Source organism: Acinetobacter sp. YH12072, assembly GCF_013419565.1.
Taxonomy (GTDB): domain Bacteria; phylum Pseudomonadota; class Gammaproteobacteria; order Pseudomonadales; family Moraxellaceae; genus Acinetobacter.
On the sequence record NZ_VOZV01000002.1, the window covers coordinates 179,120 to 205,254 of the forward strand.

The following is a 26,135-nucleotide window of genomic DNA, read 5'->3' on the forward strand; positions in this document are numbered from 1 at the left end:
CTCGAGCTTTTGGGATACAGGGAAGTAGCCTCAAATGCTCAAAAGATTTTTGTTACCTTGCGCCATATATGGCTCATCTTTTAAAAGTAAAAGCACCTACTCTATAACTTATATAAGTAGAATCAAAATTGGAGGTCATGATAACTGCTCATCACAATCAAGTCCCTACATCTTTCAATATTTTTTAATACTCATAAAAAAGCAGACCCAAGTTGCCCAAGGTCTGCCCTTTTGTAAACTTATCAATAAAACAAAGTTATTTCACAAGTTTACGAAGATCCTGGCTGAGATCTAAATATTTATCTGCTTCAAACGCTGCATTCTTGCTGATCAGCTTTTTCAGGTGACGCATTTCTTTTGCCGCATTTACCGTAATACCGCCGACAATAACGCCATCAGTCACACCAAACATCACGAATGATGATTCAGCGCGAAGCTCTGGATTGATTTCACCACGAACTTGCCATTCAGCAGCCGCCATGTCACCTACGAACTGATAATTGATGTCCAACTGATCTGTCCAGAACCATGCCGGGTTAGGTGTCGGATGCTCAACGCCCATCACATGACGTGCAAAGATCCCTGCTTGCAGGTTGGCATTTTCCCAAGTTTCGACACGACGGTGGTTACCGCAATTACGAAGTTGAGTTGCCACATCACCTGCTGCATAGATGTCTGCATTTGAAGTCTGGCAGTTTTCATTTACTTTAATCGCGAAATCAACATCCAGGCCAGCTTCTACAGCCAATTGTGCATTTGGCACGATACCAATACCATAAACTACAGCATCAGCGCGAAGTTCTTCACCACCCTCAAGGGTAATCACCACTTCTTCACCATCCAGTTTGCAATCTGCAATTTTGGTTTCCAGACGAACGTCGATCCCTGCCAAACGTTGTTGTTCAAGCAGGAATTCGCTCAGGATACGAGGTGAACAGCGGCCCATCACCATAGGACCCATTTCGATCACAGTTACCTGACACTCTTTGAAACGTGCTGAAGAAGCCAGTTCCAGACCGATCACGCCACCACCAATCAGGACAATACGACGGCCTGATTGCAATACTGGAACCAGTGCTTGTGAATCTTCTAGGTTACGTAGCGTATAAACATGTTTACCCAGCGCATCGAAGTTCGACAGACGACGAGCTGCGCCGCCTGTAGCAAGCAACAGTTTGTCATAAGCAACAACGTCACCATTTTGAAGTTCAACCGTTTTCGCTTCAGCGTTGATTTTTTTCACGCCATTGCCACGAATGGTTTCTACACCAAGTTCCGCCAGTTTTTCTTCTGACAGGATTTCAATCTTGGTCTCTTCAGGTTTTAGAATCACGTCTTTAGACAGTGGTGGACGCTCATAAGGAAGATGCGTTTCATCACCGATCAGAATGATTTTACCTTCGTATTTGTTGCCACGAAGTTCTAAAATCGCGCTTGCACCTGCCTGGCCAGCACCTACAATTACGATGGTTTCGATGTTGCTCATGTCTTTAACCTTTTAACTCTGCAGATACGATGCCGAAGCCCGCAATCCATTCACTGATTTCTTCATAACAGTGCGTTGTCATTTCGTACTCGCCCATTTCGCTTAAAGCAGCAAATGCCGCCATCCACGAACGGACTTCCTGACCACCACGGCCACCATCACGGCGGATTTCAGCTTCAGTCATGGCTTCTAGTGCAGCGAAGTCGGCATTCTTGAATTTTTCAAGCAATGCGATATCCCATTCAGCATTCAGAGGAACTGCAACAGAGGTATCGCCCGCTGCCAGTTTTTGTCCCACTGCAATAATTTTTGACTGACGCGCGTTACGTGCTTCAGGTGTCGGGTTACGACCTGCAATCAGGAACTCTTCCACTTCTGGTGGTACAGAACCCATTTGCGGAGTTGGTGGATCGTGTGACAGACCACCTGTACCTAGGACAAGTACACGCTCATTTTCAAGGTTCAGAGATTTGATGAACTGACCTACAGCACGGCCTAAAGCGATGGTACGCTTCGTGGTTGGCATTGGTGCTGCAGCGCCATTAATGAAAATTGGAATCGTTGGATAACGATCAAGTTTGCCGTCGCACAGGAAGTGCAATGGCTGAGTCACACCATGGTCAGCTTGCATACGGTAAGAATACGCAACGTCCACGCCCTCATCGAGTACACGCCGCACTAAGCCCAGTGCTTTGTCTTCAGGTACATCAATGTGTGCATTGTCTTTACCATAGTCCCAGTCACCTGCAGCAGTCGCGCGAATGCCCACACAGAAGCTCGGCATCAGGTCATAGAAGAAACCATTGAAATGGTCAGGACCAAAGGTAATGATCAGGGTTGGGTCGTAAGCTTTTACTTCAGCAGACAGTTTTTCAAACGCTTCACGAACAGCCTGTTCTTTGCGTTTTTCCTGCGGTGAAGCAAATTCCATTAAAGGACTGTGCGATGCACAAATAAGTTTAACGGCCATGAGAGACTCCTTAAAAGGAAGGCAGCCTTAGAACAGGCTGCCGAAAAGTCCATTTCAGACTAGATTTTTATTCGTCAAAGAAACCGGCACGTGGCTGACGTAGACCACGAATACCCAGACCGCATTCTGCATTGATCAGAACACCAGTCAAAGGACGGTTATTTTGACGAGATGCCAAGAGCACATATGAACCAGTCATATCTTCCGGCTCAGGTAAGAAATTCAGTGGCATGCCACGGGCGATTTTCTCAGGATCACGTGCATCGAGCAGGCCAAGATTTTCCTGACCCAAAGATGCAGCACCTTTGATATTCACATTCATACCTGATGGCGCAACGGCATTGACTCGGACTTTAGGTGCAAGTTCATAAGCCAGTTCTTTCATAATGCCTACACCGGCATGTTTTGATGCAGTGTAAACCGGACCGCCACCTGCAGAATACAATGCAGAATTTGACAGTGTGAAAATGATCGAACCTTCAGATTTCACGAGCTCATCAAGTGCAGCTTTGGCACCCAAGATCAGAGATTTGGTATTAATCCCCATAATCTCATCAAAGGCTTTTTCCAGCTGCTCACCTGAAGTATTGACGATATCGGCATAGTGATCCCAGATACCGGCATTACCCACGAAACAGTCGAGTTTACCGTAACGCTCTACAGTCGCTTTAACAGCGCGGACGTTGTCTTCATAGCTGGCCACATCACCTGCGATTGCCAGCACGCGATCACCAAAATGTGCATTCAGTGCATCGACTTTAGACTGTGAACGTTGAAGAACGGCCACTTGTGAACCCTCTTCCAGGAAACGTTCTACCAGTGCCCAACCGAGACCTGAACCACCACCAGTGATCAGTGCAACTTCGCCTTGTAGCCAACCCATGATTACTCTCCTGCCATCTCTACGTATAACGCACCATCTTCAAGTACAACTGGGAATGTTTGAATTGGGTCAGTTGCTGGTAAGCAAAGTGCCTGACCTGTTTTCAAACAGAAGCGAGCTGCGTGAAGTGGACATTCCACTGTACCGTCGTCTTCAAGGTAGCCTTCAGACATAGAAGCATTACCGTGTGAACAGCGGTCGTTCATTGCGAAGAATTCGCCACCGTTGTTGAATACTGCAAGCGCTTCGATACCGTTTACGCCGCAATCCACTTTTAACGCTTCGCCTTCGTCTAATTCGTCAACTTGGCAAACAAAAATCTTATTCATTAGAAGAACACACTCAGGTTATGTGAGTTATAGGTAACTTGGTCAAGCGTGATCTTACGGTTGAAGATCTGGAAGCCCAGGCCGCCTTCAACTTTGCGGATCTTGTCATGACGTTTACCACAGTAAATCGTAACGTCTTTCTCTTTCTGGGTACGGTACAGTAGGTATGTCACGTATACATCGTATTCGCCTTCAACTTCAGTCGGCTCAACAATCACGTTGCTCACCATGTGAGTGGTACGTGATGGAGGCTCTTCAGCCCAAGCCATACCAGTTTCCAGACGTGCAACACGACGTTCCAGAAGATCTTTCGTATCGTTGAATACCCAGGTAGTAGGTGGTTCAACTGAACGACGACGGTCACGCGTTTGAGCGTTTGGTGTAGTACGTAGCGTGTAAGAAATATCTTCAGCTAGCGTGTCTAACCACTCGCGGAATTTCCAGTCATCAAGAAGCTTGGCTTCTTGATACAGGAACTGACTAATTTGGTGATGAAGTTCTAAACTGATTTGACTCATTTCATAAGCTCCTTCTCATATTCGTCAGCCGCAGCTTCAACGTCTTCCCATTTTTCATGAATCAATAAATCTGCCCAACGGCGGTACATACCACGTGCTGCAGTTTCAGAGAAAATATAGTTAGTGATACCCGGGATACCATCTTCACGTACTTTCTCGTTACCTTTACCCATTTCCATAATGAGTTTGTTTTGACGCGCTTTGTAACCACGTAAAACTTTTTGGATTTCGATCCAGTTTTCAGAGTCATCTTGCTCCAGGAAGCCTGCAGGACCGAAGGCACGAGTTGCAGAACGTTCAAATGCTGCTTGTACATCTTCTGGTGCGTCCGCATCACAGATACAGAATGCCCAAACTTCAGTTTTGTTTGGACCACGTGGGTGCCATACACGAAGAGTCGCAGTACCGTTCAACCAAGACAATGTAGGGAACATGGTGTTGTGACCCGCTAAACGAAGCGCACGAGTTTCACCTAGGCGTTCTTTCACTTCTTCGTAAGTTTCACGGAAGTAGTTCGCTACTTCACCGTCAACCCATACGTTTGCATCTGGTTTCTCTGTGAAGAAGAAGCCTGAACCGTGACCACGTGAACCGTATTGGATCGCGTCTTTCGCAGTTTCCCAAACTGGACGAGCAGTTTGTGCAGCACCTAATTTCTTAGAAGATTCGTCGTCTGGTTTCGCACCAAGCACCTGAATTGCAGATGCGTGAGAGAACAACGCGTGATATTGGTCAGATGCGAACTGTTCAGCTGCAAATTTCCAGTTACACTCGATTTCCCATTTGTGTACACCACCCACAATCACAGTACCGCCTTCACGACGATCTACAACGCCGTCCAGGTACCAAGCGATATCGCCCATGTATTCTTCTAGATCTGGAGTCGTTTCATCCCAGCATCCGAAAATCAGGCCTTTGTATGATTTAACACGGTTAACTTCTACCAGACCCCATTGCTCTTTACATGCACCATGTGGGTAAGCACGATCTTCAAGCGGGATGTCTTTTAGAGAACCATCAATACCGTATGACCAGCCGTGGTATGGGCAAGTGAACGCACGTGTATTACCACAGTCTGCGAAGCTTACGCGCATAGAACGGTGACGGCATTGGTTTAAGAATGCTTTGATTGAGCCATCTTTTTGGCGTGCCACGATGATTGGATCTTCACCCATGTAGGTATTGAAGAAATCGCCAGCCTTAGGAATTTGGCTTTCATGGCAAAGGAATAACCATGTACGACCGAAGACACGTTCAAGTTCTAATTCGTAAATGTCAGGATCTGTATAGATAGATGGCGTGATACGTCCATTTTGTGCATCGACTAAAGCGTCGATTTCGCGCACATCAATTTTTCCACTCATGAAAAGCTCTCCTGTGACCAGTTATGGCACAAAGTAATAGACTCAACTTTTCAACGATGATGGATTTTAGGGCGGTTTTGGGGAAATATTTTTTTTGTTTCAATTAATAGTTTTAAGCAATTATTCTAGGCGTGTATTTTTATATTAAAACACTAATCAATCCCTCCAAAGCATTTACTTTCTAAATGACAAAATAATCTTCACGACATAGTTGTTTATAGATTATACTCTTCTGAAATTATAGTAAGACATTTTTTGGATTACTCGACGGGCTGATGATATGGAATTACGACACCTCCGCTACTTCATTACTGTGGCTGAAGAACTCAACTTCAGTAAGGCAGCACTCAAACTTTACACGGCTCAGCCATCACTTAGTCAGCAAATCAAAGATTTGGAAGAAGATGTCGGTGTCAAACTGCTACACCGTACCAAGCGTAAAGTCGAACTGACCGAAGAAGGTGCTGTATTCCTAGAACAGGCCCGCCTGACGCTGGCACAAGCCGATAAGGCGATTGCCATGGCCCGTCAGGTCTCACAAGCCAAGCAGCAGATGCTACGCATCGGTTTCGTCCCTGTCGCGGAAATGAAAATCTTCCCGTATATCCTGCCGAATCTGCGCGTGCAAAACCCTGATTTAAAAATTGAATTGCTCAGTCTGAACAATAATGAGCAAATGCGATTATTGAAGAAAGGCGAACTGGATCTGACCTTTACCCGTCACAATTTCCATAGTGATGAAATTGAAAGCCAGTTTGTGATTCGTGAGCCATTGATCTTCATTTTGCCGAAGGATCATCCTTTAGCGAAATACGACCGTATTCCAGTTAAATTACTGAATGGTATAGATTTTATTATTCCATCTGCAGAACAGTCACTCACCCTGCACAATACGATTATGGAATTTGCCAAGACCAATGGCATTGAGCTTAATATTGTGCAAAAGGCCGATAATATTCTGTTTAATATCAACTCGATTGGAATGGGTTTGGGCTGTGCCATTCTGCCAGGCTATATCGCGCCATTGACCATGAACAATACTGTAATCCGCCCGCTGGATGTAGAACTTCCCTTTTTAGATCTTTATGTTAGCTATCGCAAGGATAGTAATTCAGTCGCAGTGAAGAAGTTCCTGGAACTCCTGACTCGCGTATTCTACCTAGACATTAACCGCGACGAACCACATTAATTTTCTATTTTTATAGCAGCACACGTAATTTCCTCTGAGAATACGTGTGCTTTTTTGTTTTTATTTTTTCTGATCAAAATTTCATTTTATATTCATTTTTCCTATGACAGACCACGTCTAGCATGGCTTCCAACATCTCCGACCATGGCTTATTAGGTTTAATTTTTGCTCAAATTAGGCTTCTTTTACAACTTAAGTCTAATAAGAAGTCTAGGGCCCATTTTTAATTTTTGAAATTCTGATTAATAGCTAAAAAGCATTAAAAATGTTTAAAAAACTCACTGAATGAAATGGTGTTCATTTGGCAGCTGTAAATCTAATATTTTAGAAAGAAAAAAAGGATGACCGAAGCCATCCTTTTTTTAAACTGAGTACGACTTATTTTACGCCGTGTACAGCCAGGTAGTTTTTGATCACAGTGTTGAACTCATCTGATTTTTCAACTTGAGACCAGTGACCACATTGACTGAAGATGTGTGCATCAGCATTTGGCACGATGTTCAGGATATCCCAAGTACGAGAAACCGGAATCACCACGTCTTGAGTACCATGAATCAATAATACAGGTACAGTGATGTCTTTCATTTTTCCGAAGTCTAACGGGAATTCGAAACGGTCACGGTCACGTGCGCCCACTACATCCATCAAACGGTTTGATGCATAGTCATTTGCAGCAGAAGCAAAACGTACTTTAACCAGTTCGTCAGTGATCAGGTCTTTGTTCACGACAAACATAGAAAGTGTTTTCTTGATGCCTTCTTCAGTTAATACAGGGTTTGCATGTGCTTTTAGTGCAGCAGTCTGTTTTGCACCGCCAGTACCCATAGACACGATACCTAGAACACGTTCAGGATAATCAAGTGCCATCTGGAATGCCAACCAGCCACCCAGAGAGTTACCCACTAACCAGGTTTTTTCGATACCTAAAGCATCTAGAGTACGTATAGCATGATCCACCCATGCACGGATACCATAAGCAGTACCTGGTGCAACCACAGTTTGGCCATAACCAATAGTATCGATTGCGATACAACGTGCTTGTTCACCAATTGAAGGCAGGTTTAACCACCAGTTAGCCGCAGCAGACACACCCGTACCTGAACCGTGCAGGAACAGAATAGGTGTACCTTCACCAATTTCATGGTAGTGAGTCAACTCACCTTCTGCAGTTTCAATCCATTTGTCTTCTAAGCCGAAGAAAGGATCTGTTTTATAATCAGGGATTTGAACAGTGCTCATCATGATTCCTCTTACAGTTTCTTGCTTGCGTGTTCCTCGATGACGAGAACTCGACGTCAAGTTGACTCATTAAAAATGATCTTTTTACAGTCTTATATTAACCGCTCTACTGTCTTCAACTGATATAAAATTACGATTGCATACTACAAAAAATATATTATTTAAGTATTTGTTTTAATTAATTATTTTAAATTTAAAACCCTGTTTAATTTAAGGCTTTGACTAGATTCTCAACTCAAAAAAAAGCAGCCAGAATACTGACTGCCCTTAAACTGCGCTTAACTTAGAATTTATGAGTATAAGTTGTCGCTACGCGGTATTCCTGAAGATCTGGTTTAGTAGGATTTGCAAAATTTACATCAATATACATCGCTTGGATGCCTAAACCTTTTAACTTACCCTCTGGAACAGTGTAATTCGCAATCAGATTTAACTCATCAGTATTAAAGTTTTGATCATCTGATTTAGCATCATAACCTTTGAAATAAACTGCAGTCGCATTTAAGCCTTTGGCACCCATTTCAGAGAAGTCATAGCCATAAGAAATATTCCATGACTTTTCTTCTGGTGCAGTAAAGGTTGCAACGCCCCAGTTCACCAGATAAGGCTGCGGCACCCAGCCGCCGAGTGATGGAAATGCAGTATCACCAAACATTTGCTGATAACCCAGACCTACGGTATGCGCACCATGATTAACTTTTGCCCCTACTGACAATGCCTGATTATCAATATCACCATACAGTTTGTCACCTGAATCTGAGTTATCAAAATAACGCACATGGCTATCTAATTTGGTTTTTTCGCCTAGCGCAGTTTTGTAATTCACACCCAAGTAATGCTGTTGGTAGATGTCTTGAACATCTGCATACCAGTAGCTACCACCAATTTCAGGCGTGAACTGGTGATCTACACCGGCAATCCACATACCATCAGATTCAGGACCTAAGTCATAATGACCTTGTGTACCATCAGGTAAAGTTCTACCTGGAGAAAATAAAGCTAAATCACGGAACTGATTGTCGTAACGATTATTAATTTTATCAATATAAGCCAAAGTCAGTTTGGTATCTTTAATCTCTTTAGATTCTAACCATGCACCGCTATAAGTAGTGATGAGCTGACGAGATGGATCAAATACCAGCACTGGAGATACAGGCAATAACTCACCCACTTTCAGCTCAGTCTCAGAAACTTTAGCTTTTAAGGTTGCGCCAACTTTACCAAAATGATCTTTAGATTCTTTACCATCGTGAGGCAACACCCAATCCGGATTTTGATCACGGCCTTTGAGTTTAACTGCATGTTGAACCAGAACATCTGCACCAACCTGCACCCCACCACCAATATCGTGATAGCCTGACTTCGCATCCAAAGTCACACCTTGTGACCAAGAACCCCAATTACGTGAAGAAAAATCATCTTGATACTGACGATCTAGATAAAAGTTTTTAAATTTAAGCTGGACATTACTATCGTCAATAAAATCTGCATTCGCTGCAGTTGTTCCTAAACTTGCTGTTGCAGCAAGCATTGCTATCCATAAGTTTTGACGACGCATGGCTTATTCCTAGTAATCAAATTAAGCTATGCCGCTATCATGCTCAACTCTAGTTTTTTTAAAAATCCGACTACAGTATTAAAATTTTTCTATTAATCTCTATAGATAGAATAAGTATGCTGAAATTTGAAAAAGACTTATATTTATAAACAATTAACTAAAATAAAAAATTAACCAGATAATCAATATAAATCCATGTTTTCTCTTATATAAACAGCCATTATTTTTTTATAATTTAAAAATAACTTTTTATTTATCGTTTTTATGTTTAAGGAAATGTGTTTGATTATTTTCTTAAAATAAATAGTAATAATTAAAATATCTTATTCTATCGTTTTAATATCTTATTCATTTTATTCAAATAAATAAAAAAGCGCCCTTTCGGACGCTTTTTTTAAAATTTAGCTTTTAACTATTAAGCTTGAAGCTCTTTCGCTTTAGACATAGTCAATGCCAAATCTTCAATCATATCTTCCTGACCACCAACGGTGCCACGACGACCAAGCTCAAGCAGAATTTCACGAGCAGATACGCCATATTTTGCTTCAGCACGTTTAGCGAACAGCAGGAATGAAGAGTAAACACCCGCATAACCTAAAGTTGCAGCATCACGGTCCGCACGGATCTGATGAGTCATCATTGGAATGATCAGATCTTCTGCAACGTCTTGTACTTTAAACAGGTCAACACCAGTTTCCATTTGCATACGATTGGCAACCGCAACAAACAGTTCAAGTGGCGTATTACCTGCACCAGCACCCAGACCGGCAGATGCCAAGTCAACACGTGTTGCACCCGCTTGTACAGCAGAAACAGAGTTAGCTACGCCCATACCTAAGTTGTGGTGACCATGGAAACCGATTTCGATATCTGAACCCAAGTTAGCACGTAAGATACCTACACGGTCAGTCACGTCTTGCGGAAGCATGTAACCAGCAGAGTCAGTCACATAGATACAGTTAGCACCGTATGACACCATTTTTTGTGCTTCTTCAAGCAATTTTTCAGGTGTTGCCATGTGAGCCATCATCAGGAAGCCCACAGTGTCCATACCCAGTTTACGCGCAGCAGTAATATGCTGTTCAGAAACGTCTGCTTCAGTAGAGTGAGTTGCAACACGGATGGTTGCTACACCTACATCATGCGCCATTTTCAGGTGATCAACCGTACCAATACCAGGAAGTAAAAGTGCAGAAACTTTTGCTTGTTTCAGGTTTGGAATCACTGCTTTCAGGTATTCTTCATCAGTTGCAGCCGCGAAACCGTAGTTCACAGAGTTACCGCCAAGACCGTCACCGTGTGTTACTTCGATTAAAGGTACACCTGCATCATCCAGCGCAGTTGCAATCGCAACCATTTGCTCAGGTGTAGTTTGATGGCGCATGGGATGCATACCATCACGTAAAGTCATATCATTAATAATAATTTTAGACATGAAGGTGCTCCTTAAGCTTCAACTGCATTTAAAACACGTTCTGCAAACATCTCTGCGGTACGTGCAGCTGCTGCAGTCATAATGTCGAGGTTACCTGCATATTTAGGTAAGAAGTCACCTAAACCTTCTACTTCTAGGAAGATAGAAACACGGTTACCATCAAATACTGGACCATTCACAAGTTTGTAACCTGGTACATATTTTTGAACCTCGAGGATCATCGAGTGAACAGATTCAGTAATCGCTGCTTGATCCGGCTCGCCTTCAACGAGACAGTGAACAGTGTCACGCATCATTAACGGTGGCTCAGCCGGGTTAATAATGATGATCGCTTTACCTTGTTTCGCGCCACCCACTTGTTCAATTGCGCCAGCAGTTGTACGTGTGAATTCGTCGATGTTTTTACGTGTGCCTGGACCTACAGATTTTGTAGATACAGTTGCAATGATTTCACCATATTCAACAGGTTGAACACGTGAAATTGCAGCAACCATCGGAATTGTTGCCTGACCACCACATGTCACCATGTTTACGTTTGGCACTTCGCCTTGTTCAAGCAATGCTTCAAGGTTTACTGGTGGTACGCAGTAAGGACCGAGTGCAGCTGGTGTTAAGTCAATCATTAACACGCCAAGCTCGTTCAGCTTACGGCTGTTTTCAGCATGGACATAAGCGGAAGTTGCATCGAATGCGATTTTGATTTCGTCTTCAACAACGTGAGGAAGCAAACCATCTACACCTTCAGCCGTGGTTTTTAAACCCATTTTCGCTGCACGCGCCAGACCTTCAGAAGTTGGGTCGATCCCTACCATCCATACTGGTTCTAACCATTCGCTACGTTGCAGTTTATAAAGCAAATCAGTACCAATGTTACCTGGACCGATCAATGCACATTTAATCTTTTTCATGAATGTACTCTCTTGTATTCCCTTATTCAGCAGCAAAAGCAGCTGTTACTGAACCAAAGCCTTCAATTTCAACTTTGAATTCATCGCCCGGCTGAGCCACGACCATTGGACCTAAAGCACCAGTTAAAATAATGTCGCCTTTTAATAATGGACGGCCACGGCGTACCATTTCGTCAGCTAGCCATACAGCAGCGTTTAATGGGTTCGCCAGACATGCTTTACCCACACCTTGAGAAACCACTTCATCACCACGCGTCATGACCATCTTGCAGTTCACAAGATCAAGGTTTTCCAGTTTGACAGGCTTAGAGCCCAGAACGAATGCAGCAGAAGATGCGTTATCAGCTACGGTATCAATCAGGCTGATTTTCCAGTTTTCGATACGGCTATCGACCACTTCTACAGCAGGAAGTGCATAGTCAGTTGCACTAATGATGTCTGCATACGTATGTTTTGCTTTAGTCAGATCTTCTTTGATGACCAATGCGATTTCAGCTTCAACTTTCGGTTGAATCAGCAAACCTGCAGGGATTGCTTCACCATCGCCATAGGCCATGTCGGCAAACAACATACCGAAGTCAGGCTGATCTACGCCAAGCTGTGCTTGAACCACTTTCGATGTCAAACCAATTTTACGACCTACCAGACGGCGACCTTCCGCCAGAGCACGCTCGGTATTTACTTCCTGAACGGCATAGGCAATATCTACGTCAGCACTTTCACCACCAAGTTCCGGGCGAATCGGTGCGATCGCAGTTTTTGAGAGTTCAGCAGTACGTAATGCTTGTGCAACTGATTCAACAACAGCAGAATTCGACATCAATGTTTCCTTAAACTGCAAAAATGAGGCTTATGCCGAGAACTAAGACAAGCAAAATGTTCTGACCTGATCATTTCGATCATTCCAATAAACAATTGCGCCTAGTACGGGCATATGAATAAACAGTTTTAGGATGGGAAAAATACGACGTGAATGCCAATAGTTATTTTATTTTTTGCAATAGCTATTATCTATAAATTAAATTTATAAAAATCAATTAAAAACATAATCTTATAATTATGAATTAAGTTATATCCAACTAAATAACTCAACAATCATGACAGAACAAAACCACTGTAATCACAACTTTAGACTAAAAGATAAGACCAGTTGTTCAAATCTACCGCATTGATCCGCATCTTCTATTTCAGAAAATGCCGGATCTTGAAGAATGACTAAGATACTGAATTAAATCGCTTCCTTCCATTGGACTTTAGCCAATAAAAAGTCATGCAAACTGCTGACATCCTTTACAATCGACAGTGGATTAAACTGTGCCAAAGTTTCCGGTGTATGTACGCCATAAGTCACACCTACACTTGGCATGGCAATGTTCATCGCCATTTCCAGATCATAAGAAGTGTCACCGACCATAATCGCTTCATGCGCATTGACACCAGTTTCAGCCAGAATTTCAGCCAGCATTAAAGGATCCGGCTTCGAGCGGGTTTCACTTGCTGCACGAGTAGCATGAAACAGCTCCAGACTATTAGTCTGCTTTAATACACGATCCAATCCTTTCCGGCTTTTACCTGTCGCCACTGCCAGTTTGATGCCTTCGTCTTTTAAGCTATACAGCATTTCAGAAACACCCTCAAACCAAGCATCATTCACTGAATTCGCCACATAATGATCTGAATAGGCCTGCAAAATATCCGCATGTAATTCTGGCACACTTGGGAATAGCCGTTGTGCGACTTCTGGCAAACCCAGCCCGATAATGCCCTTCGCATCTGCATCAGTTAACGGTTGCTGAAATTGCTGCGCGGCAAACTGCAGGCTCGACACGATCTGACCCACTGAATCAAATAAAGTGCCATCCCAATCAAAAATGACCAGTTTTACAGGTGAATTCATATAAGGTTCCTAGTATTTGATTTAGTGTTAATCCACCCCAACTCTCCTTTTTCTAAGGAGGGAGAATTTCATCACAAAATAACTTTTATTGTGATATCACAACAGCTATTAGCTATCCAATGGCGACATTGATGTCGCCGTTGATCTGTGGCATAGGGACATGCCATCAGATCAACAGAAGGGGTTTTGTTACTTTTGCCCCCGTCAAAAGTAAAACACTGCCTACGCGATAAAATTTGATTTTATAACTACAAAACTCGGTTGTGCTTTACTTTTACCTCACCTCAGCCCTCTCCTTCTAGGAGAGGGTTTGGGAGAGGTGAGTTAAATTAATTCCCCACCACAATTAACATCAGTGAGCAGCTGTTTTCGTATAGGTATTATCTACTTTTCAAGGATGAAAAGTAGCAAAAATCCTTTGTTACTCTGATGGCACGTCCCTGTACCACAGAGTAACAGCGACATCCATGTCGCCCTTCATTGATTTAGAAATTGTCTTGAATCATCTCTAATAAAGAGGGAAATTTCTCCCACTCAAGTAAAGCAAGATAAGACTCATTAAAAAGCTAAAAATTACTCGTCATCTTCCGTAGGTATTACCACCTTATCCGCCTTTTGCGCACGAAGCTGAGCTACAAGACTCTGCATATCTTCAGGCAAAGGCGCTTCAATCGTCGGATAACCCGGAATTTCTAAGCGCATCGCATGCAGACATAAACGACGTGGTTTTGGTCCACGATATTCAGTCTCGTGACCATATTTCTCATCACCCACTAACGGATGACCAATGCTGAGACCATGTACACGAATCTGATGGGTACGACCAGACAATGGAGAAGCATACACCAGTGTCGCATGCATAAAACGCTCTGCCACATTCCACTGGGTTTTAGACTCTTTGCCTTCTTTAGAGACACGGACACGGCGCTCACCATTAGAAAGTTCATAACGATGCAAAGGTGCATCAATGAGTTGCTTATCTAGCGTTACCTGCCCTTTCACGACAGCGGCATAAGTTTTTTTAATCTTATGTTCACGTAATAAATCTTGTAGCGTTTTTAAGGTACTGCGCTTTTTCGAGATCATCACCAGACCCGATGTGTCACGGTCAATACGGTGAATCAATTCCAGGTATTTTTTACCTGTTGCAGCACGTAGGCCTTCAATCAGGCCATACGCCACACCGCTACCGCCATGCACAGCAATACCCGATGGTTTATTGACAACCATCAAGCCTTCATCTTCATATACCACACGTGACAGAAGACCTTGAGCCACCTTGTCCGAAATCGGCGCTTCTGATTCATCTTTTTGTTCATAACGAATAGGTGCGACACGAATCTGGTCGCCAATCGCCAGTTTGGTTTCGGCCTTAATGCGTTTTTTATTGACGCGAACCTGTCCTTCACGAATCAGACGATAAATCCGACTTTTAGGCACCCCTTTCAGACGACTGAACAAGAAATTATCGATTCGCTGTCCATCTTGATGTTCATCCACTTCAAACCAAGTGACGCTTTGCCATTGTTGTGTAGAATTCATACAGTTACTATGACCCAAAAATTACTAAAATTGATTAAAAACTGATCACTTAGGTTATGCTTTACACAAGAAACATAAGCTTAGCCCATAGGCAGATGATGCAAGGTTTGATATAGTCAGCGCACGGAAACCATCGTTTGTGAGTAAAAGTTGAAGCATTTCAGATTTCTCTGAACTTGATTATTCAATTAAAGACTCACATGATACGGGAAGGTCCCAAAAGAATTATGCCGACGCCGAAGGCTTATTATATCGGCAAACAAAGCAAACTGTTGCGTTTAATTGTACCTCAGGTACATAAATCAGTTTGTCTGAAAAAATATGTCGCCAACCTAGTTGGTTTTTAAACGTAAACTGATACACATCAGATTAGTCGCACCCTGAAGACGACTTCAGGCTACAGCGTTTGATGCATTGGATCTGCACAGTTTGTAAAGATACGACGACAATTCCGTATCAAGACACTTTCTATAAAGAAGGGATGATCTTCGAGCAATGTGACAGTGAAAGTTACTCACATCTAATGCACCGCTTGTCCGCCAGTGAAACGTTCAGGTGACTTTAATCGTTTAAAGATTGAAGCCGTATTGCCATCATCAATACGTGAATCAAAATACCGAAGCTGATCTATATTCAAGTAGACGCCGGGAATAAAAGACTCAGACCACAATGCCAAGCATTGGAGATCTGGGCCATTGATCCGTGATGTGTGATGTTCGCTACGTGAATAGCGATTTTTTGCTGTGTATCACTATAAGGTGTTACACCCATGAAACGTATGTTGATTAATGCAACACATGCCGAAGAAATTCGCGTTGCACTTGTCACTGGTCAGCGTCTTTACGATTTCGATTTAGAGAATCGTACCCGTGAACAAAAAAAATCTAATATCTATAAAGGTCACGTGACTCGCGTTGAACCTTCTTTAGAAGCTGTATTCGTTGAATACGGCGCAGGTCGCCAAGGCTTCCTGTCTATGCGTGAAATCGCAAACTCTTATTACAAAGCCGATCCTCGCCAAACTTCAAATATCCGTGAACTGATTACTGAAGGTACTGAACTTCTGGTTCAGGTGGAAAAAGAAGAGCGCGGCAATAAAGGCGCTGCTCTCTCAACTTTCATCTCTTTAGCTGGTCGTTATCTGGTTCTGATGCCAAACAACCCGAAAGGTGGCGGTATCAGCCGTCAGATTTCTGGTTCAGTACGTGAAGAACTGAAAGAAATGCTGGCCTCTTTAAATGTGCCACGTGGTATGAGCGTCATTGTTCGTACAGCAGGCATTGGCCGTTCTCAAGAAGAATTACAGCTTGATCTGCAACATTTGCTAGACCTTTGGGCACAAATTCAAAGCACTGCAAATTCAGGTCCATCACCTATGCTGGTCCATCAGGAAGCAGGTGTGGTAACTCGTGCCATCCGTGATTACCTGCGTGATGATGTAGCAGAAATCCTGATTGACTCTGAGCAAGCCTATAACGAAGCTTATAACTTCGTTAAAGCAGTAATGCCGCTTCAGTTAGACAAACTGAAAACTTATACATTGAATGAGCCTTTGTTTGCGCATTTCGGTATCGAAAGCCAAATTCAAACTGCTTATGAACGTGAAGTAAAACTGCCTTCAGGCGGTTCGATCGTGATCGATCAAACTGAAGCTTTAGTTTCAATCGACATTAACTCGGCAAAATCAACTCGCGGTCAGGACGTTGAAGATACAGCGTTAAATACCAACCTTGAAGCCGCTGAAGAAATTGCTCGCCAATTACGTTTACGTGATATCGGTGGCTTAGTTGTCATCGACTTCATCGACATGACCAAAGACCGCAACCAGCGTATGGTAGAAGCGAAACTGCGTGAAGCAACTCAAAGCGACCGCGCACGTATCCAGTTCGGCCAACTGTCTCGTTTCGGCCTGATGGAAATGAGCCGTCAACGTCTGCGTCCATCGCTTGAAGAAGCAACTGGTTATGTCTGCCCACGCTGTCATGGTACCGGTATGGTACGTGACCTGCGTTCTCTATCACTTTCAATTATGCGTAAAGTGGAAGAAATCGCACTACGTGAACGTCATGGTGAAGTTCAGGTTGAAGTACCAGTAGAAATTGCGGCGTTCATGCTCAATGAAAAACGTCACAGCCTAGTATATCTGGAACAAACTTCAAATACACGTGTGACTGTACTTCCACATCCACACTTGGAAACACCTCACTACGAAATTTCGTATAATCCTGAAGGTTTCGCACCGACAAGTTACGAGCGTACTGAAGCAACCCGTTCAAGCGAAAAAGAACTGGGCTATGAGTCTTCTGAGTGGCATTTAGAAGAAGAACATACGCATACCGCTGCACCAGCACCTGCTCAGCAGCAAAACAACGGCAAAAACAATAAACGCCGCAATAACCAGAATCAGCAAAACGTACAGCAAGCACCTGCTGCACAACAGGCACCTGCTCAAGTTGCCGCACCTGCTGCCAGCCCATGTGCATGGTTAGAAAACCTGTTTGTACAAAAACAGGCAACTACTGTTGATCAATCTCGCACAGCGAACAATGCTGCTGCTGCTATTGAACAGATGGTGAATGGCGGTGCAGTGAGCCGTGGCCAGTTCGGCCAGGTTGCTCCTGTAACACCAGCAGTATCCGCACAGCCAACAGCTGTTGCAGCACCAGCAACTACCGGCAATGCTTATCTGGCGCCATCGACTGTAGTCCATAAACCAGAGCGTGATCAGTCTGAAAAAGCTGAACGTGAAGAGAAATCACAGCGTCATAACAAGAAAGCACGTAGCAACAAGCACAAAGAGCCACGTGAACAGGCGCAGTCTGATAATGCATCACAACATCAGGTGCATGAAGAAGTGGTTCAGGTTTCTCGTCAGGAACAACGTCAGGAAGCGCGTGAAAACAAACGCAACTCTCGCCGTCAGCACCACAATGAGTCTGCACAGCAAAGCGATACTCACGGCAATGAGCAACAGCAAAACGTGCCACGTCGTGACCGTCGCAACCAGCAACGTCCAGAACGTCCAAATCGCCACCGCGATCCAAGTGTTCTAAATGAACAAGCTGCACCTCAAGCACCTGCTGCCGTTGAAGCGCCAGCAGTCAATGAAAAGCAAGTTCGTGTGGAACTGGTCGATGCTCCTCGTAAAGAAGTGATGCCAACAGCAATGGTGGTAAATATTGACGAGGCGAAAAGCGAAATTGTGGCATTGAATGACACTGCTCCAGTCGCAAAACCTGCTGTTGAAGTGACTGCCCCTGCCGATGCTCCTGTAGAAGCACCAGCTGCGGAAGAGTTCCTGGCTGAAGTGACTGCATCTGCTCCTGCAGAGAAAACGCCTGAAGCTCAGTCATCATCAAAACAGCGTGCCAGCAATGACCCACGTCAACGTCGTCGTGACCGCCGTGCTGCACAAGGCCAACAGGCGAAAACTCAGCAATTGACACCATCACAGGTGCCAACACTTGGCCAATACACTATTGGTAGCCTGATTCGCCATGTTTATGGTGAAGACTGTTCAGTCCTGATTGAACAGTTCGGTCTGTTACCAACATTTAACCGTGCATTGCAAAAGTTCACGCAGGAATATAATGCGACTTTAGCAACGGTTTCGACCGCGACCACAGAGAAAAAACCTGTAACTCGTGATGTAGAAGTCAGCAAAGCGCAGCCTGAAGCAGAACCTGCTCCTGTGCTGGATTTAACTCCGCCTGCACCAGTTTCAGAGAAACGTGTGGCGAATGATCCACGTGAGCGTCGTCGTCTCGCCAAACTGGCTGCCGAGCAAGCATTACAGCAGGCTAAACAGCAAGCACAAGCTGAAGCAGAATCTACTGCGGCTGAACCTGCTGCAGAAGCAACGGCTCCAGCAGAAGAAGCGAAAGCTGAAAGTGCTGAAGCTGCACCTGCTGAAGCTCCGGTAGCTGCAGTAGAAAGTGCTGATACAACTGAAGCGACTCAAACTCCTGAGCCAGCTGCTGAAGCATCTGTAGAAACTGCGAAAGCTGAACAGGCTCCCGCTGAAGAAGTCACTGAAACGACTACAGTTGAAGCAACTCCAGCAGAAAACAAAGCTGCACCTACCGAAACTCCGGAAGCCGATAAAGCTGAAGAAACTGTAGCAAAAGCTGAAAAACCGGCTGCCCGCCCACGTCGCCCACGTGGCCGTCCACCGAAAAAAACCAATACTGCAACTGAGTCATAATTCGCCCAATTGCAGTTAACTAAAAAACCTAGTCATTTCGGTGGCTAGGTTTTTTTTGCTAGATTTTGTCAGAATAGGTTGATTACTCTAGTTTCAACACGCTAAAAGATGGCTACCATCCGTTTATTGCATATAAATTAAACGCATTGGATACGAAAAATAATAGGACGCCCATGACCCAGACGAATCAACCCGATCTTATTGGCATTGCAGATGTCGCAGCCAAAATCCCTGCCTTCATCAGTAAGGTCCCTAATCTGCTAAACGGACTGCGACAGGCGTATTTACGTACTCCCAATACGCCCGCAGGCCTGGGTTTGGCTTTTGAAAAAGCAACACAGCGTAATCCTGAAGGTATTGCATTACGTTTTGAGGATCAGTCCTATACCTATGCTCACCTAAATGGCTGGGCGAACCAGATCGCACATTTCTACCTCTCTCTCGGTGCACAGAAAGGTGATGTGGTGGCCGTGATGGTCGAAAACCGTCCGGAGTTTATTGCCAGTGTGATTGGCCTGGCCAAGCTGGGCATCACGATTGCGCTGGTGAATACCTCTCAGGTCGGTAAAGTCCTGACACATAGTATTAACCTGGTGAAACCGATTGCAGTCATTGTCGGTGAAGAGTGCCGTGCTGCTATTGATGAAATCCGTCATGATCTCAATATTGCCGCTGACCGTTTTCACTGGTTTGCCGATCAGAATACGCAAGAAAATCCCGGACAGGCACCTGAAGGTTTTATCAACCTGGCAGAGCAGATTGACCAGTTCCCGAAATTCAATACACCGACTACGCATTCGGTACAGGGCAAAGACGGCCTGTTCTATATCTATACTTCAGGCACCACTGGCTTACCTAAAGCTGTGGTCTTTACCAATAGCCGCTGGACACTCGCCTATGGCACCTATGGCCATGTCCTGAACCTGAATAAAGATGACGTGATGTACTGCACCCTGCCGCTTTATCATGCGACAGGTATTGTGGTGTGCTGGTGTGGGGTGATTGCCGGAAGCAGTACTTTTGCCATCCGTCGCAAGTTCTCCACCTCTTCCTTCTGGAAAGATGTCAAAAAATTTGATGCTTCTGCGATTGGTTATGTCGGTGAACTTTGCCGCTACCTGATGGATGCCCCACCGTCTGAACTGGAAAAAGGCCATCGTGTCACCAAGATGATTGGTAATGGCATGCGCCCGAATATCTGGGATAAATTCAAATCCCGTTTTGGCATCAAGGAAGTACTGGAACTGTATGCCTCAAGTGAAGGTAATGTCGGTTTCAGCAATGTCTTTAACTTTGACAATACTGTCGGTTTCTCACCAACGCCTTATGCCATTATCGAATTTGATAAAGATAAAAATGAGCCTGTGCGTGATGCCAAAGGTCGCTGCAAACGGGTAAAAAAAGGTGAAACCGGTTTATTGATCGGTAAAATTACCCGCCGCTCCCCTTTCGATGGTTATACCGATCCGGAAAAGAACAAGGCAGTCATCATGCATGACGTGTTCAGTAAAGGTGATTCCTACTTCAATACCGGCGATCTGGTGCGTAATATCGGTTTCCGTCATGCCCAGTTTGTTGATCGTCTCGGTGATACCTTCCGCTGGAAAGGTGAAAATGTTTCAACGACTGAAGTCGAAAACATGCTGACCGAGTATGACAAAATTATCGAAGCTGTGGTTTATGGCGTAGAAATTCCAAATACCAATGGCCGTGCCGGTATGGCTGCAATTACCCTGCAACCGGGAAGCACCCTGGATGAGCAAGACCTGAAAAATATGGTCAGCACCTTTAAACGCTGTCTGCCTGCATATGCAGTTCCAGTTTTTCTGCGCATTCAAGAACAGGTAGAAACGACCGGTACCTTCAAGTATCAGAAAAACAAACTGAAAGAACAGGCTTTTGACCCAAACAAAACCGATGAACGCTTGCTGGTTTTATTGCCAGGCAGCGATGCGTATTGTGAGCTGACTCAAGAAATTTTTGAGAACATTCAAGCCTATCAATATCGTTTCTAAGTGCTGAAGTTGCCTATTTTTTGTTTAGATAAAGCAGAATTGTTGTATTTATAATCAAACATAGGCAACTTTGTTATTTTTTACTTGCGCTGCAATGAGATCTTGCTACAATACGCTCCATCAAACAAAGTGGTGCTTTCAGAACTCTTTAGTTTCTTTTGCACTGCACAATTAAGCCTTGCTTGATTGTTGGTTCAGGGCCGTTAGCTCAGTTGGTAGAGCAGTGGACTTTTAATCCATTGGTCCCGCGTTCGAGTCGCGGACGGCCCACCATTAAATTTGATATCCCCTGATGGGCCGTTAGCTCAGTTGGTAGAGCAGTGGACTTTTAATCCATTGGTCCCGCGTTCGAGTCGCGGACGGCCCACCATCATTTCTAAAATCTCTTTTTAGAAACTTCAATCAAAGCTACTTTGATTACCCGAATGGGCCGTTAGCTCAGTTGGTAGAGCAGTGGACTTTTAATCCATTGGTCCCGCGTTCGAGTCGCGGACGGCCCACCATTCTCCCCTCTATATTTATTTCTTCTTTCAATATTCTTATAATATTTCATATATTATTCAGTTCATTCTTTTTATTTAAGCGCAATTCATCCTGACAATTTTAGAATCGCCATTTCCATTTACTCTGTTTTTAAATTTTTTACAGATTTTATCGCTTTTATTCTGTCATCTTAAATTCAGAATCTTTGACCAACTCATACGCTTTAGAAGGTGCAGGATAACCCTGATCAAATAACTGCTGGTTTGCCCGTTCTTTTTCGTCATAAATTTTTTCCAGATTCATGACCAGATGGGTTGGGCTTTTAATTGTATAATAGAATTTTGCCCCCTCTTTACGGTCCACGATCAGTTCAGTTTGTTCCGGATTAATCGTCCAGCGGTCCTTACGATAGGTCACATTGCTTTCGGTCTGAACTCGTCTGGAATTATTCACAAAGACTTTGCCATAATGCACGATACTGCGATGCACTGTACCATCTGGCAATAAAGTCAAAATAAACACCGACTTCCCTTCCGTACAAGGTGCAAACCGTCCGTCACAATCAATCTGGGTAAGATAACGCCCGACATAGCTTTTGGCATAATCCGGTACAGGTTTAGGATCGACATTTGGTTCTACAGGCAATGCATTATAGGTTGCAGTCTGGGTGAGCGATTTAGCATTACGGGTGTCATAACTTTCATTGGCGGCGGAGATGACTACGCCATCTTGTGCCAAAGTTTTCGTAGTATCAGGTAAGGGTTTGCTTTGATGGTCATCACAGGCAATCAGTCCTGCAACACTTCCCAGCACAAATCCAAGCCGGCATAAACCACTTAAATGATGCGATACATTCGATTTCATTTTAAAAATATACCTGAAGGGGTGCACATCTATATAGGCAGACGACTCACTGAAAACTTATAAGTTTTAATAATGAATTCAATGGAATTTTTATGATCTTAGTGATTTTTTAAGGATTATTTAATCTCCCGTAACATTACTTAACGAATTTATTTTCAATAGATACTTTAAAAATTCAGATAAAACTCCATTCTTATAAATACGAGTCATTTTTTAGACTCAACCTTATTTTTTCTTTTAGGAGACTTGGATGGCCAATGTTGGTTTATATCGCTCTAACCGCTCAAACATGATTGCAGGTGTAATGGGCGGTATTGCTGAACGTTTTGGTTGGAACGCAAATTTATTACGCTTGATCTTCGTGATTATTTCGGTCATGAGTGCTGCTTTCCCGGGTATCTTAGTTTATCTGGTTCTATGGTTAGTGATGCCAAAAAAGAATTCTATGCCTGATTATGCTGCGAGCAGAACTGATTATGAACGTCCTGTGCGTACCGTGAATCAGGATAAAGACTACCGATAAAATCGTTTCCTCTTTCACCTAAATATTCATATGGTGAAATTTTTATGCCACGGTCTTTCCCCCAAAAGATCGTGGTTTTTTTTGCCTGATTTTAGGTTTTGGTCTTATTACCATTTTATGCTTTACCCTGCTCACCTGTTCAGGGTAAGTTGATACTTTATTCTTGAAATGGATTCCAGATGACACAGGCAGAATGGATTGTGCTTTGGCTGTGTGCGATCGCAGCATTACTGCATGGGGTCAGTGGCTTTGGCTTTCCTATGCTGAGTACGGCTGCCTTATCCAGTGAATATGCCTTAAGTACAGCAGTCACCTTAGTGATCCTCCCCTGCCTGTTATTGAACCTTTGGATGCTCAATAGCGATCCAAAACATAGCCTGTTGCAGAGCATTTGCTATTATGTCTCACGCTATTGGCCACTCATGTTAAGCAGCTTGGTCGGTAGTGTGCTGGGGGTCAAATTACTCATCTGGATCAATGAAGGCTATCTTAAATTATTACTGGGTCTGGTGATTATTTTCTATGTACTGGATCAGTTACGCTCTACTCCGCTTCGGGTCAGTAGCAGTCAGCTCAGTATGCTAGGATTCGGTTTACTGGCCGGCATGATTGGAGGTGCAACCAATGCCATGGCCCCCTTCCTGATGATGTATCTGCTTAGCTGCCAGCTCTCCAAAACTGATATCGTCATCATCAGTAATCTTAACTTTATTGCCAGCAAACTGGTGCAGTTGACCTTACTCTTCCCGATCCTCATTTCTTTACAAACCCATCAGCGACATATCCTGCTCGGAATCATGTTATTTGCACTCATCGGCGTCTGGCTGGGTGGAAAAATACGGCATCGACTTTCCCAGCAACATTTCAAATATCTGGTGCTGTTTTTTCTATTTGGACTGGGGATTTACGCACTTTGGCAAAGTGTGGGATTATTACAACACTCTACTATACTGTTTAAATAATATCTTTTTTAATCAAAACACATATTCACTTTTATAAGAATTTCAAAAACGCTTTTAAATAAAAAAGTTGAGCAAGGAGGTTGTATGAACGACCCTTTACGCACCCCGACTAATGCCATGCCAAAAGGAATTCGCAAAGGCTGGATTTTAATTGTGATCGCTGCCGTGATCTCTTATGGCTTGTATCATATTTTACCCTATGACGAAAATGCCAATAAGGGATTGGCCCTACTGACCTTTATCGCCATTCTATGGCTGACCGAAGCCCTGCATATTACGATTACAGCCCTACTCATACCGGTACTGGCGATTGTATTGAGTATGCCGATGGCAGATGGTGATGAACTGGTACCGATTAGCATGCAGGCAGCACTCGCTACCTTTGCCGATCCCGTGATTTTCCTGTTTTTTGGTGGTTTTGCTTTGGCTACGGCGCTGCATATCCAGAAACTGGACAAGAAGATTGCCACATGGATTATCTCGCTCTCCGGTGGACATCTCGGTGCTTCGGTACTAGCTATCTTTTTAGTAACTGCTGCCCTGTCGATGTGGATTTCCAATACCGCCACCGCAGCTATGATGTTGCCTCTGGCGCTGGGTTTACTTGCGCATCTGGATGCCGAAAAAGAACGTAAAACCTTTGTATTTATTCTGCTCGGGATTGCCTATTCAGCCAGTATTGGTGGCTTGGGCACCATCGTCGGTTCTCCACCGAATGCGATTGCAGCCAAAGCCCTCGGTTATGACTTCGCTGACTGGATGAAAGTCGGCCTGCCAATGATGTTCATTATTCTGCCAGCAATGTTGATCAGTCTGTATGTGGTATTGCGTCCAAAACTGAATCATAAGGTGAATTTTGTCACTGAAAATATCCCCTGGACCACCACCCGTATTGCGACGATGGTGTTGTTCCTCTGTACGGCGATGGCCTGGATTTTCAGTAAAAAATTGACTGAAAATTTCGGTATTTCACAGCCTGATACCTGGATCGCGATTCTGGCAGCCTGTCTGGTGGTGATTCTGGGTACGGCTACATGGAAACAGGTTGCTGAAAATACCGATTGGGGCGTGCTCTATCTGTTTGGTGGCGGCTTGACCTTAAGTGCTGTCTTGAAGGATTCAGGCAGTTCTCTGGTTTTAGGTCAAACACTGGCAAATGCTTTCGGTGACTCCTCGCCTCTCGTAATTATCTTCGTTGTGGCAACCTTCATCATCTTCCTGACTGAATTTACCAGTAATACTGCCTCAGCTGCCTTACTGGTTCCGGTCTTTGCCGCCATTGCCGACCAGATGGGTATGCCTAAAGAGATTCTGGTGATTGTGATCGGGATTGGGGCTTCTTGTGCCTTCATGCTACCTGTGGCGACACCACCGAATGCGATTGTGTTTGGTACTGGCCATATTCAACAAAGTGAAATGATGAAAGTCGGCTTTGTCCTGAATATCATGTGTATTTTCTTGGTTTCCCTGTTTATTTACTGGTTCTTTATCTAAGTTTAAATAAATCCAGATTCCAAATTAAAAAGCACCCGAGGGCACTGCTGTCCCATAGTTTGCTTTAAATAAAAAAACCTGAGTCCTAACAGTTAAAATATGAGTGCAAACAAACACTTTAACGACCAGGATTCAGGTTTTGTCCCATCAGAATACCGTATTTCATGAGCTAATTAAACCTCTTGTGCGACAGGATTTTGAACAACTTGCTAAAGTACACCATGTTGGACAGAAATTTAGAGCGGCTTCCCGGTGGGATCAGTTTATTGCCA

General features: G+C 43.9%; 21 protein-coding genes and 3 tRNA genes. 10 read left to right on the forward strand and 14 right to left on the reverse strand.

The window, feature by feature from the left end:
• Positions 1–256: 256 nt before the first annotated feature.
• The 6 genes from hcaD to hcaE form a co-directional block, all read right to left on the reverse strand.
• A complete protein-coding gene (gene hcaD, locus FTU19_RS02040; RefSeq protein ID WP_180010956.1) occupies positions 257–1,486 on the reverse strand; it encodes a 3-phenylpropionate/cinnamic acid dioxygenase ferredoxin--NAD(+) reductase subunit in 1,230 nt (409 codons plus the stop codon).
• A 4-nt stretch (positions 1,487–1,490) separates the two neighbouring features.
• A complete protein-coding gene (locus tag FTU19_RS02045; RefSeq protein ID WP_004781819.1) occupies positions 1,491–2,456 on the reverse strand; it encodes a 3-carboxyethylcatechol 2,3-dioxygenase in 966 nt (321 codons plus the stop codon).
• Between the two features lie 67 nt (positions 2,457–2,523).
• On the reverse strand, positions 2,524–3,339 hold the full coding sequence (gene hcaB / locus FTU19_RS02050; RefSeq protein WP_180129987.1) for a 3-phenylpropionate-dihydrodiol/cinnamic acid-dihydrodiol dehydrogenase: 816 nt from the start codon (positions 3,337–3,339) through the stop codon (positions 2,524–2,526).
• Between the two features lie 2 nt (positions 3,340–3,341).
• Positions 3,342–3,668 carry a 3-phenylpropionate/cinnamic acid dioxygenase ferredoxin subunit gene (gene hcaC, locus FTU19_RS02055; protein ID WP_004781817.1) on the reverse strand — a complete coding sequence of 109 codons (327 nt, stop codon included), beginning with the start codon at positions 3,666–3,668 and terminating at the stop codon, positions 3,342–3,344.
• Positions 3,668–4,186 carry a 3-phenylpropionate/cinnamic acid dioxygenase subunit beta gene (hcaF, locus tag FTU19_RS02060; protein ID WP_004781816.1) on the reverse strand — a complete coding sequence of 173 codons (519 nt, stop codon included), beginning with the start codon at positions 4,184–4,186 and terminating at the stop codon, positions 3,668–3,670. The genes hcaC and hcaF overlap by 1 nt, the downstream gene beginning before the upstream one ends.
• A complete protein-coding gene (gene hcaE / locus FTU19_RS02065; protein WP_004781815.1) occupies positions 4,183–5,550 on the reverse strand; it encodes a 3-phenylpropionate/cinnamic acid dioxygenase subunit alpha in 1,368 nt (455 codons plus the stop codon). Before hcaE ends, hcaF begins: the two co-directional genes overlap by 4 nt.
• 280 nt (positions 5,551–5,830) lie before the next feature.
• Between hcaE and hcaR the strand changes: the two genes are divergently transcribed.
• Complete coding sequence (hcaR, locus tag FTU19_RS02070; protein ID WP_159123907.1) at positions 5,831–6,739, forward strand: DNA-binding transcriptional regulator HcaR; 909 nt, start codon at positions 5,831–5,833, stop codon at positions 6,737–6,739.
• Positions 6,740–7,117: 378 nt separating this feature from the next.
• Here hcaR and FTU19_RS02075 read toward each other — a convergent pair whose 3' ends face one another.
• The 7 genes from FTU19_RS02075 to FTU19_RS02105 all read right to left on the reverse strand — a co-directional run bounded on the left by FTU19_RS02075 (position 7,118) and on the right by FTU19_RS02105 (position 15,318).
• A complete protein-coding gene (locus FTU19_RS02075) occupies positions 7,118–7,978 on the reverse strand; it encodes an alpha/beta fold hydrolase (RefSeq protein WP_180010958.1) in 861 nt (286 codons plus the stop codon).
• Between the two features lie 283 nt (positions 7,979–8,261).
• Positions 8,262–9,536, reverse strand: coding sequence for an OprD family outer membrane porin (locus FTU19_RS02080; protein ID WP_180010960.1), 1,275 nt, complete (start codon positions 9,534–9,536; stop codon positions 8,262–8,264).
• 415 nt (positions 9,537–9,951) lie between these two features.
• Positions 9,952–10,971, reverse strand: a complete 1,020-nt coding sequence (gene dmpG / locus FTU19_RS02085; protein ID WP_125279391.1) for a 4-hydroxy-2-oxovalerate aldolase — start codon at positions 10,969–10,971, stop codon at positions 9,952–9,954.
• Between the two features lie 11 nt (positions 10,972–10,982).
• Positions 10,983–11,879: an acetaldehyde dehydrogenase (acetylating) gene (locus FTU19_RS02090; RefSeq protein ID WP_180010962.1), complete on the reverse strand. Its 897-nt coding sequence runs from the start codon at positions 11,877–11,879 to the stop codon at positions 10,983–10,985.
• Between the two features lie 22 nt (positions 11,880–11,901).
• Positions 11,902–12,699 carry a 2-keto-4-pentenoate hydratase gene (locus tag FTU19_RS02095; protein ID WP_004781809.1) on the reverse strand — a complete coding sequence of 266 codons (798 nt, stop codon included), beginning with the start codon at positions 12,697–12,699 and terminating at the stop codon, positions 11,902–11,904.
• Between the two features lie 408 nt (positions 12,700–13,107).
• Positions 13,108–13,776 (reverse strand): HAD-IA family hydrolase, encoded by a 669-nt coding sequence (locus tag FTU19_RS02100; RefSeq protein ID WP_180010964.1) that lies wholly within the window; start codon positions 13,774–13,776, stop codon positions 13,108–13,110.
• 573 nt (positions 13,777–14,349) lie between these two features.
• The gene (locus FTU19_RS02105) at positions 14,350–15,318 is read right to left on the reverse strand and encodes an RluA family pseudouridine synthase (protein ID WP_004781807.1); all 969 of its coding nucleotides are present in this window, start codon (positions 15,316–15,318) and stop codon (positions 14,350–14,352) included.
• Between the two features lie 769 nt (positions 15,319–16,087).
• On the opposite strand from FTU19_RS02105, the gene FTU19_RS02110 reads away from it, so the two are divergent.
• From FTU19_RS02110 to FTU19_RS02130, 5 genes are all read left to right on the forward strand, one after another.
• On the forward strand, positions 16,088–19,522 hold the full coding sequence (locus FTU19_RS02110; RefSeq protein ID WP_180025100.1) for an Rne/Rng family ribonuclease: 3,435 nt from the start codon (positions 16,088–16,090) through the stop codon (positions 19,520–19,522).
• A gap of 173 nt (positions 19,523–19,695) precedes the next feature.
• The gene (locus tag FTU19_RS02115; protein ID WP_180010969.1) at positions 19,696–21,537 is read left to right on the forward strand and encodes a long-chain-acyl-CoA synthetase; all 1,842 of its coding nucleotides are present in this window, start codon (positions 19,696–19,698) and stop codon (positions 21,535–21,537) included.
• A gap of 197 nt (positions 21,538–21,734) precedes the next feature.
• A tRNA-Lys gene (locus FTU19_RS02120) sits at positions 21,735–21,810 on the forward strand.
• Positions 21,811–21,831: 21 nt separating this feature from the next.
• A tRNA-Lys gene (locus FTU19_RS02125) sits at positions 21,832–21,907 on the forward strand.
• Between the two features lie 57 nt (positions 21,908–21,964).
• Positions 21,965–22,040, forward strand: a tRNA-Lys gene (locus tag FTU19_RS02130).
• Positions 22,041–22,197: 157 nt separating this feature from the next.
• Here the strand turns inward: FTU19_RS02130 and FTU19_RS02135 are convergent.
• Positions 22,198–22,884 carry a hypothetical protein gene (locus FTU19_RS02135; RefSeq protein WP_159123913.1) on the reverse strand — a complete coding sequence of 229 codons (687 nt, stop codon included), beginning with the start codon at positions 22,882–22,884 and terminating at the stop codon, positions 22,198–22,200.
• Positions 22,885–23,134: 250 nt separating this feature from the next.
• Between FTU19_RS02135 and FTU19_RS02140 the strand changes: the two genes are divergently transcribed.
• From FTU19_RS02140 to FTU19_RS02155, 4 genes are all read left to right on the forward strand, one after another.
• A complete protein-coding gene (locus FTU19_RS02140; RefSeq protein ID WP_034169835.1) occupies positions 23,135–23,407 on the forward strand; it encodes a PspC domain-containing protein in 273 nt (90 codons plus the stop codon).
• Positions 23,408–23,586: 179 nt separating this feature from the next.
• Positions 23,587–24,369 carry a sulfite exporter TauE/SafE family protein gene (locus FTU19_RS02145; protein ID WP_180010971.1) on the forward strand — a complete coding sequence of 261 codons (783 nt, stop codon included), beginning with the start codon at positions 23,587–23,589 and terminating at the stop codon, positions 24,367–24,369.
• A gap of 84 nt (positions 24,370–24,453) precedes the next feature.
• Entirely contained in the window at positions 24,454–25,863 is a 1,410-nt protein-coding gene (locus tag FTU19_RS02150; RefSeq protein ID WP_180010973.1) for a DASS family sodium-coupled anion symporter, read from the forward strand.
• A gap of 139 nt (positions 25,864–26,002) precedes the next feature.
• On the forward strand, positions 26,003–26,135 hold a 133-nt coding region (locus FTU19_RS02155), incomplete at its 3' end, for a DUF4372 domain-containing protein (RefSeq protein ID WP_180129989.1).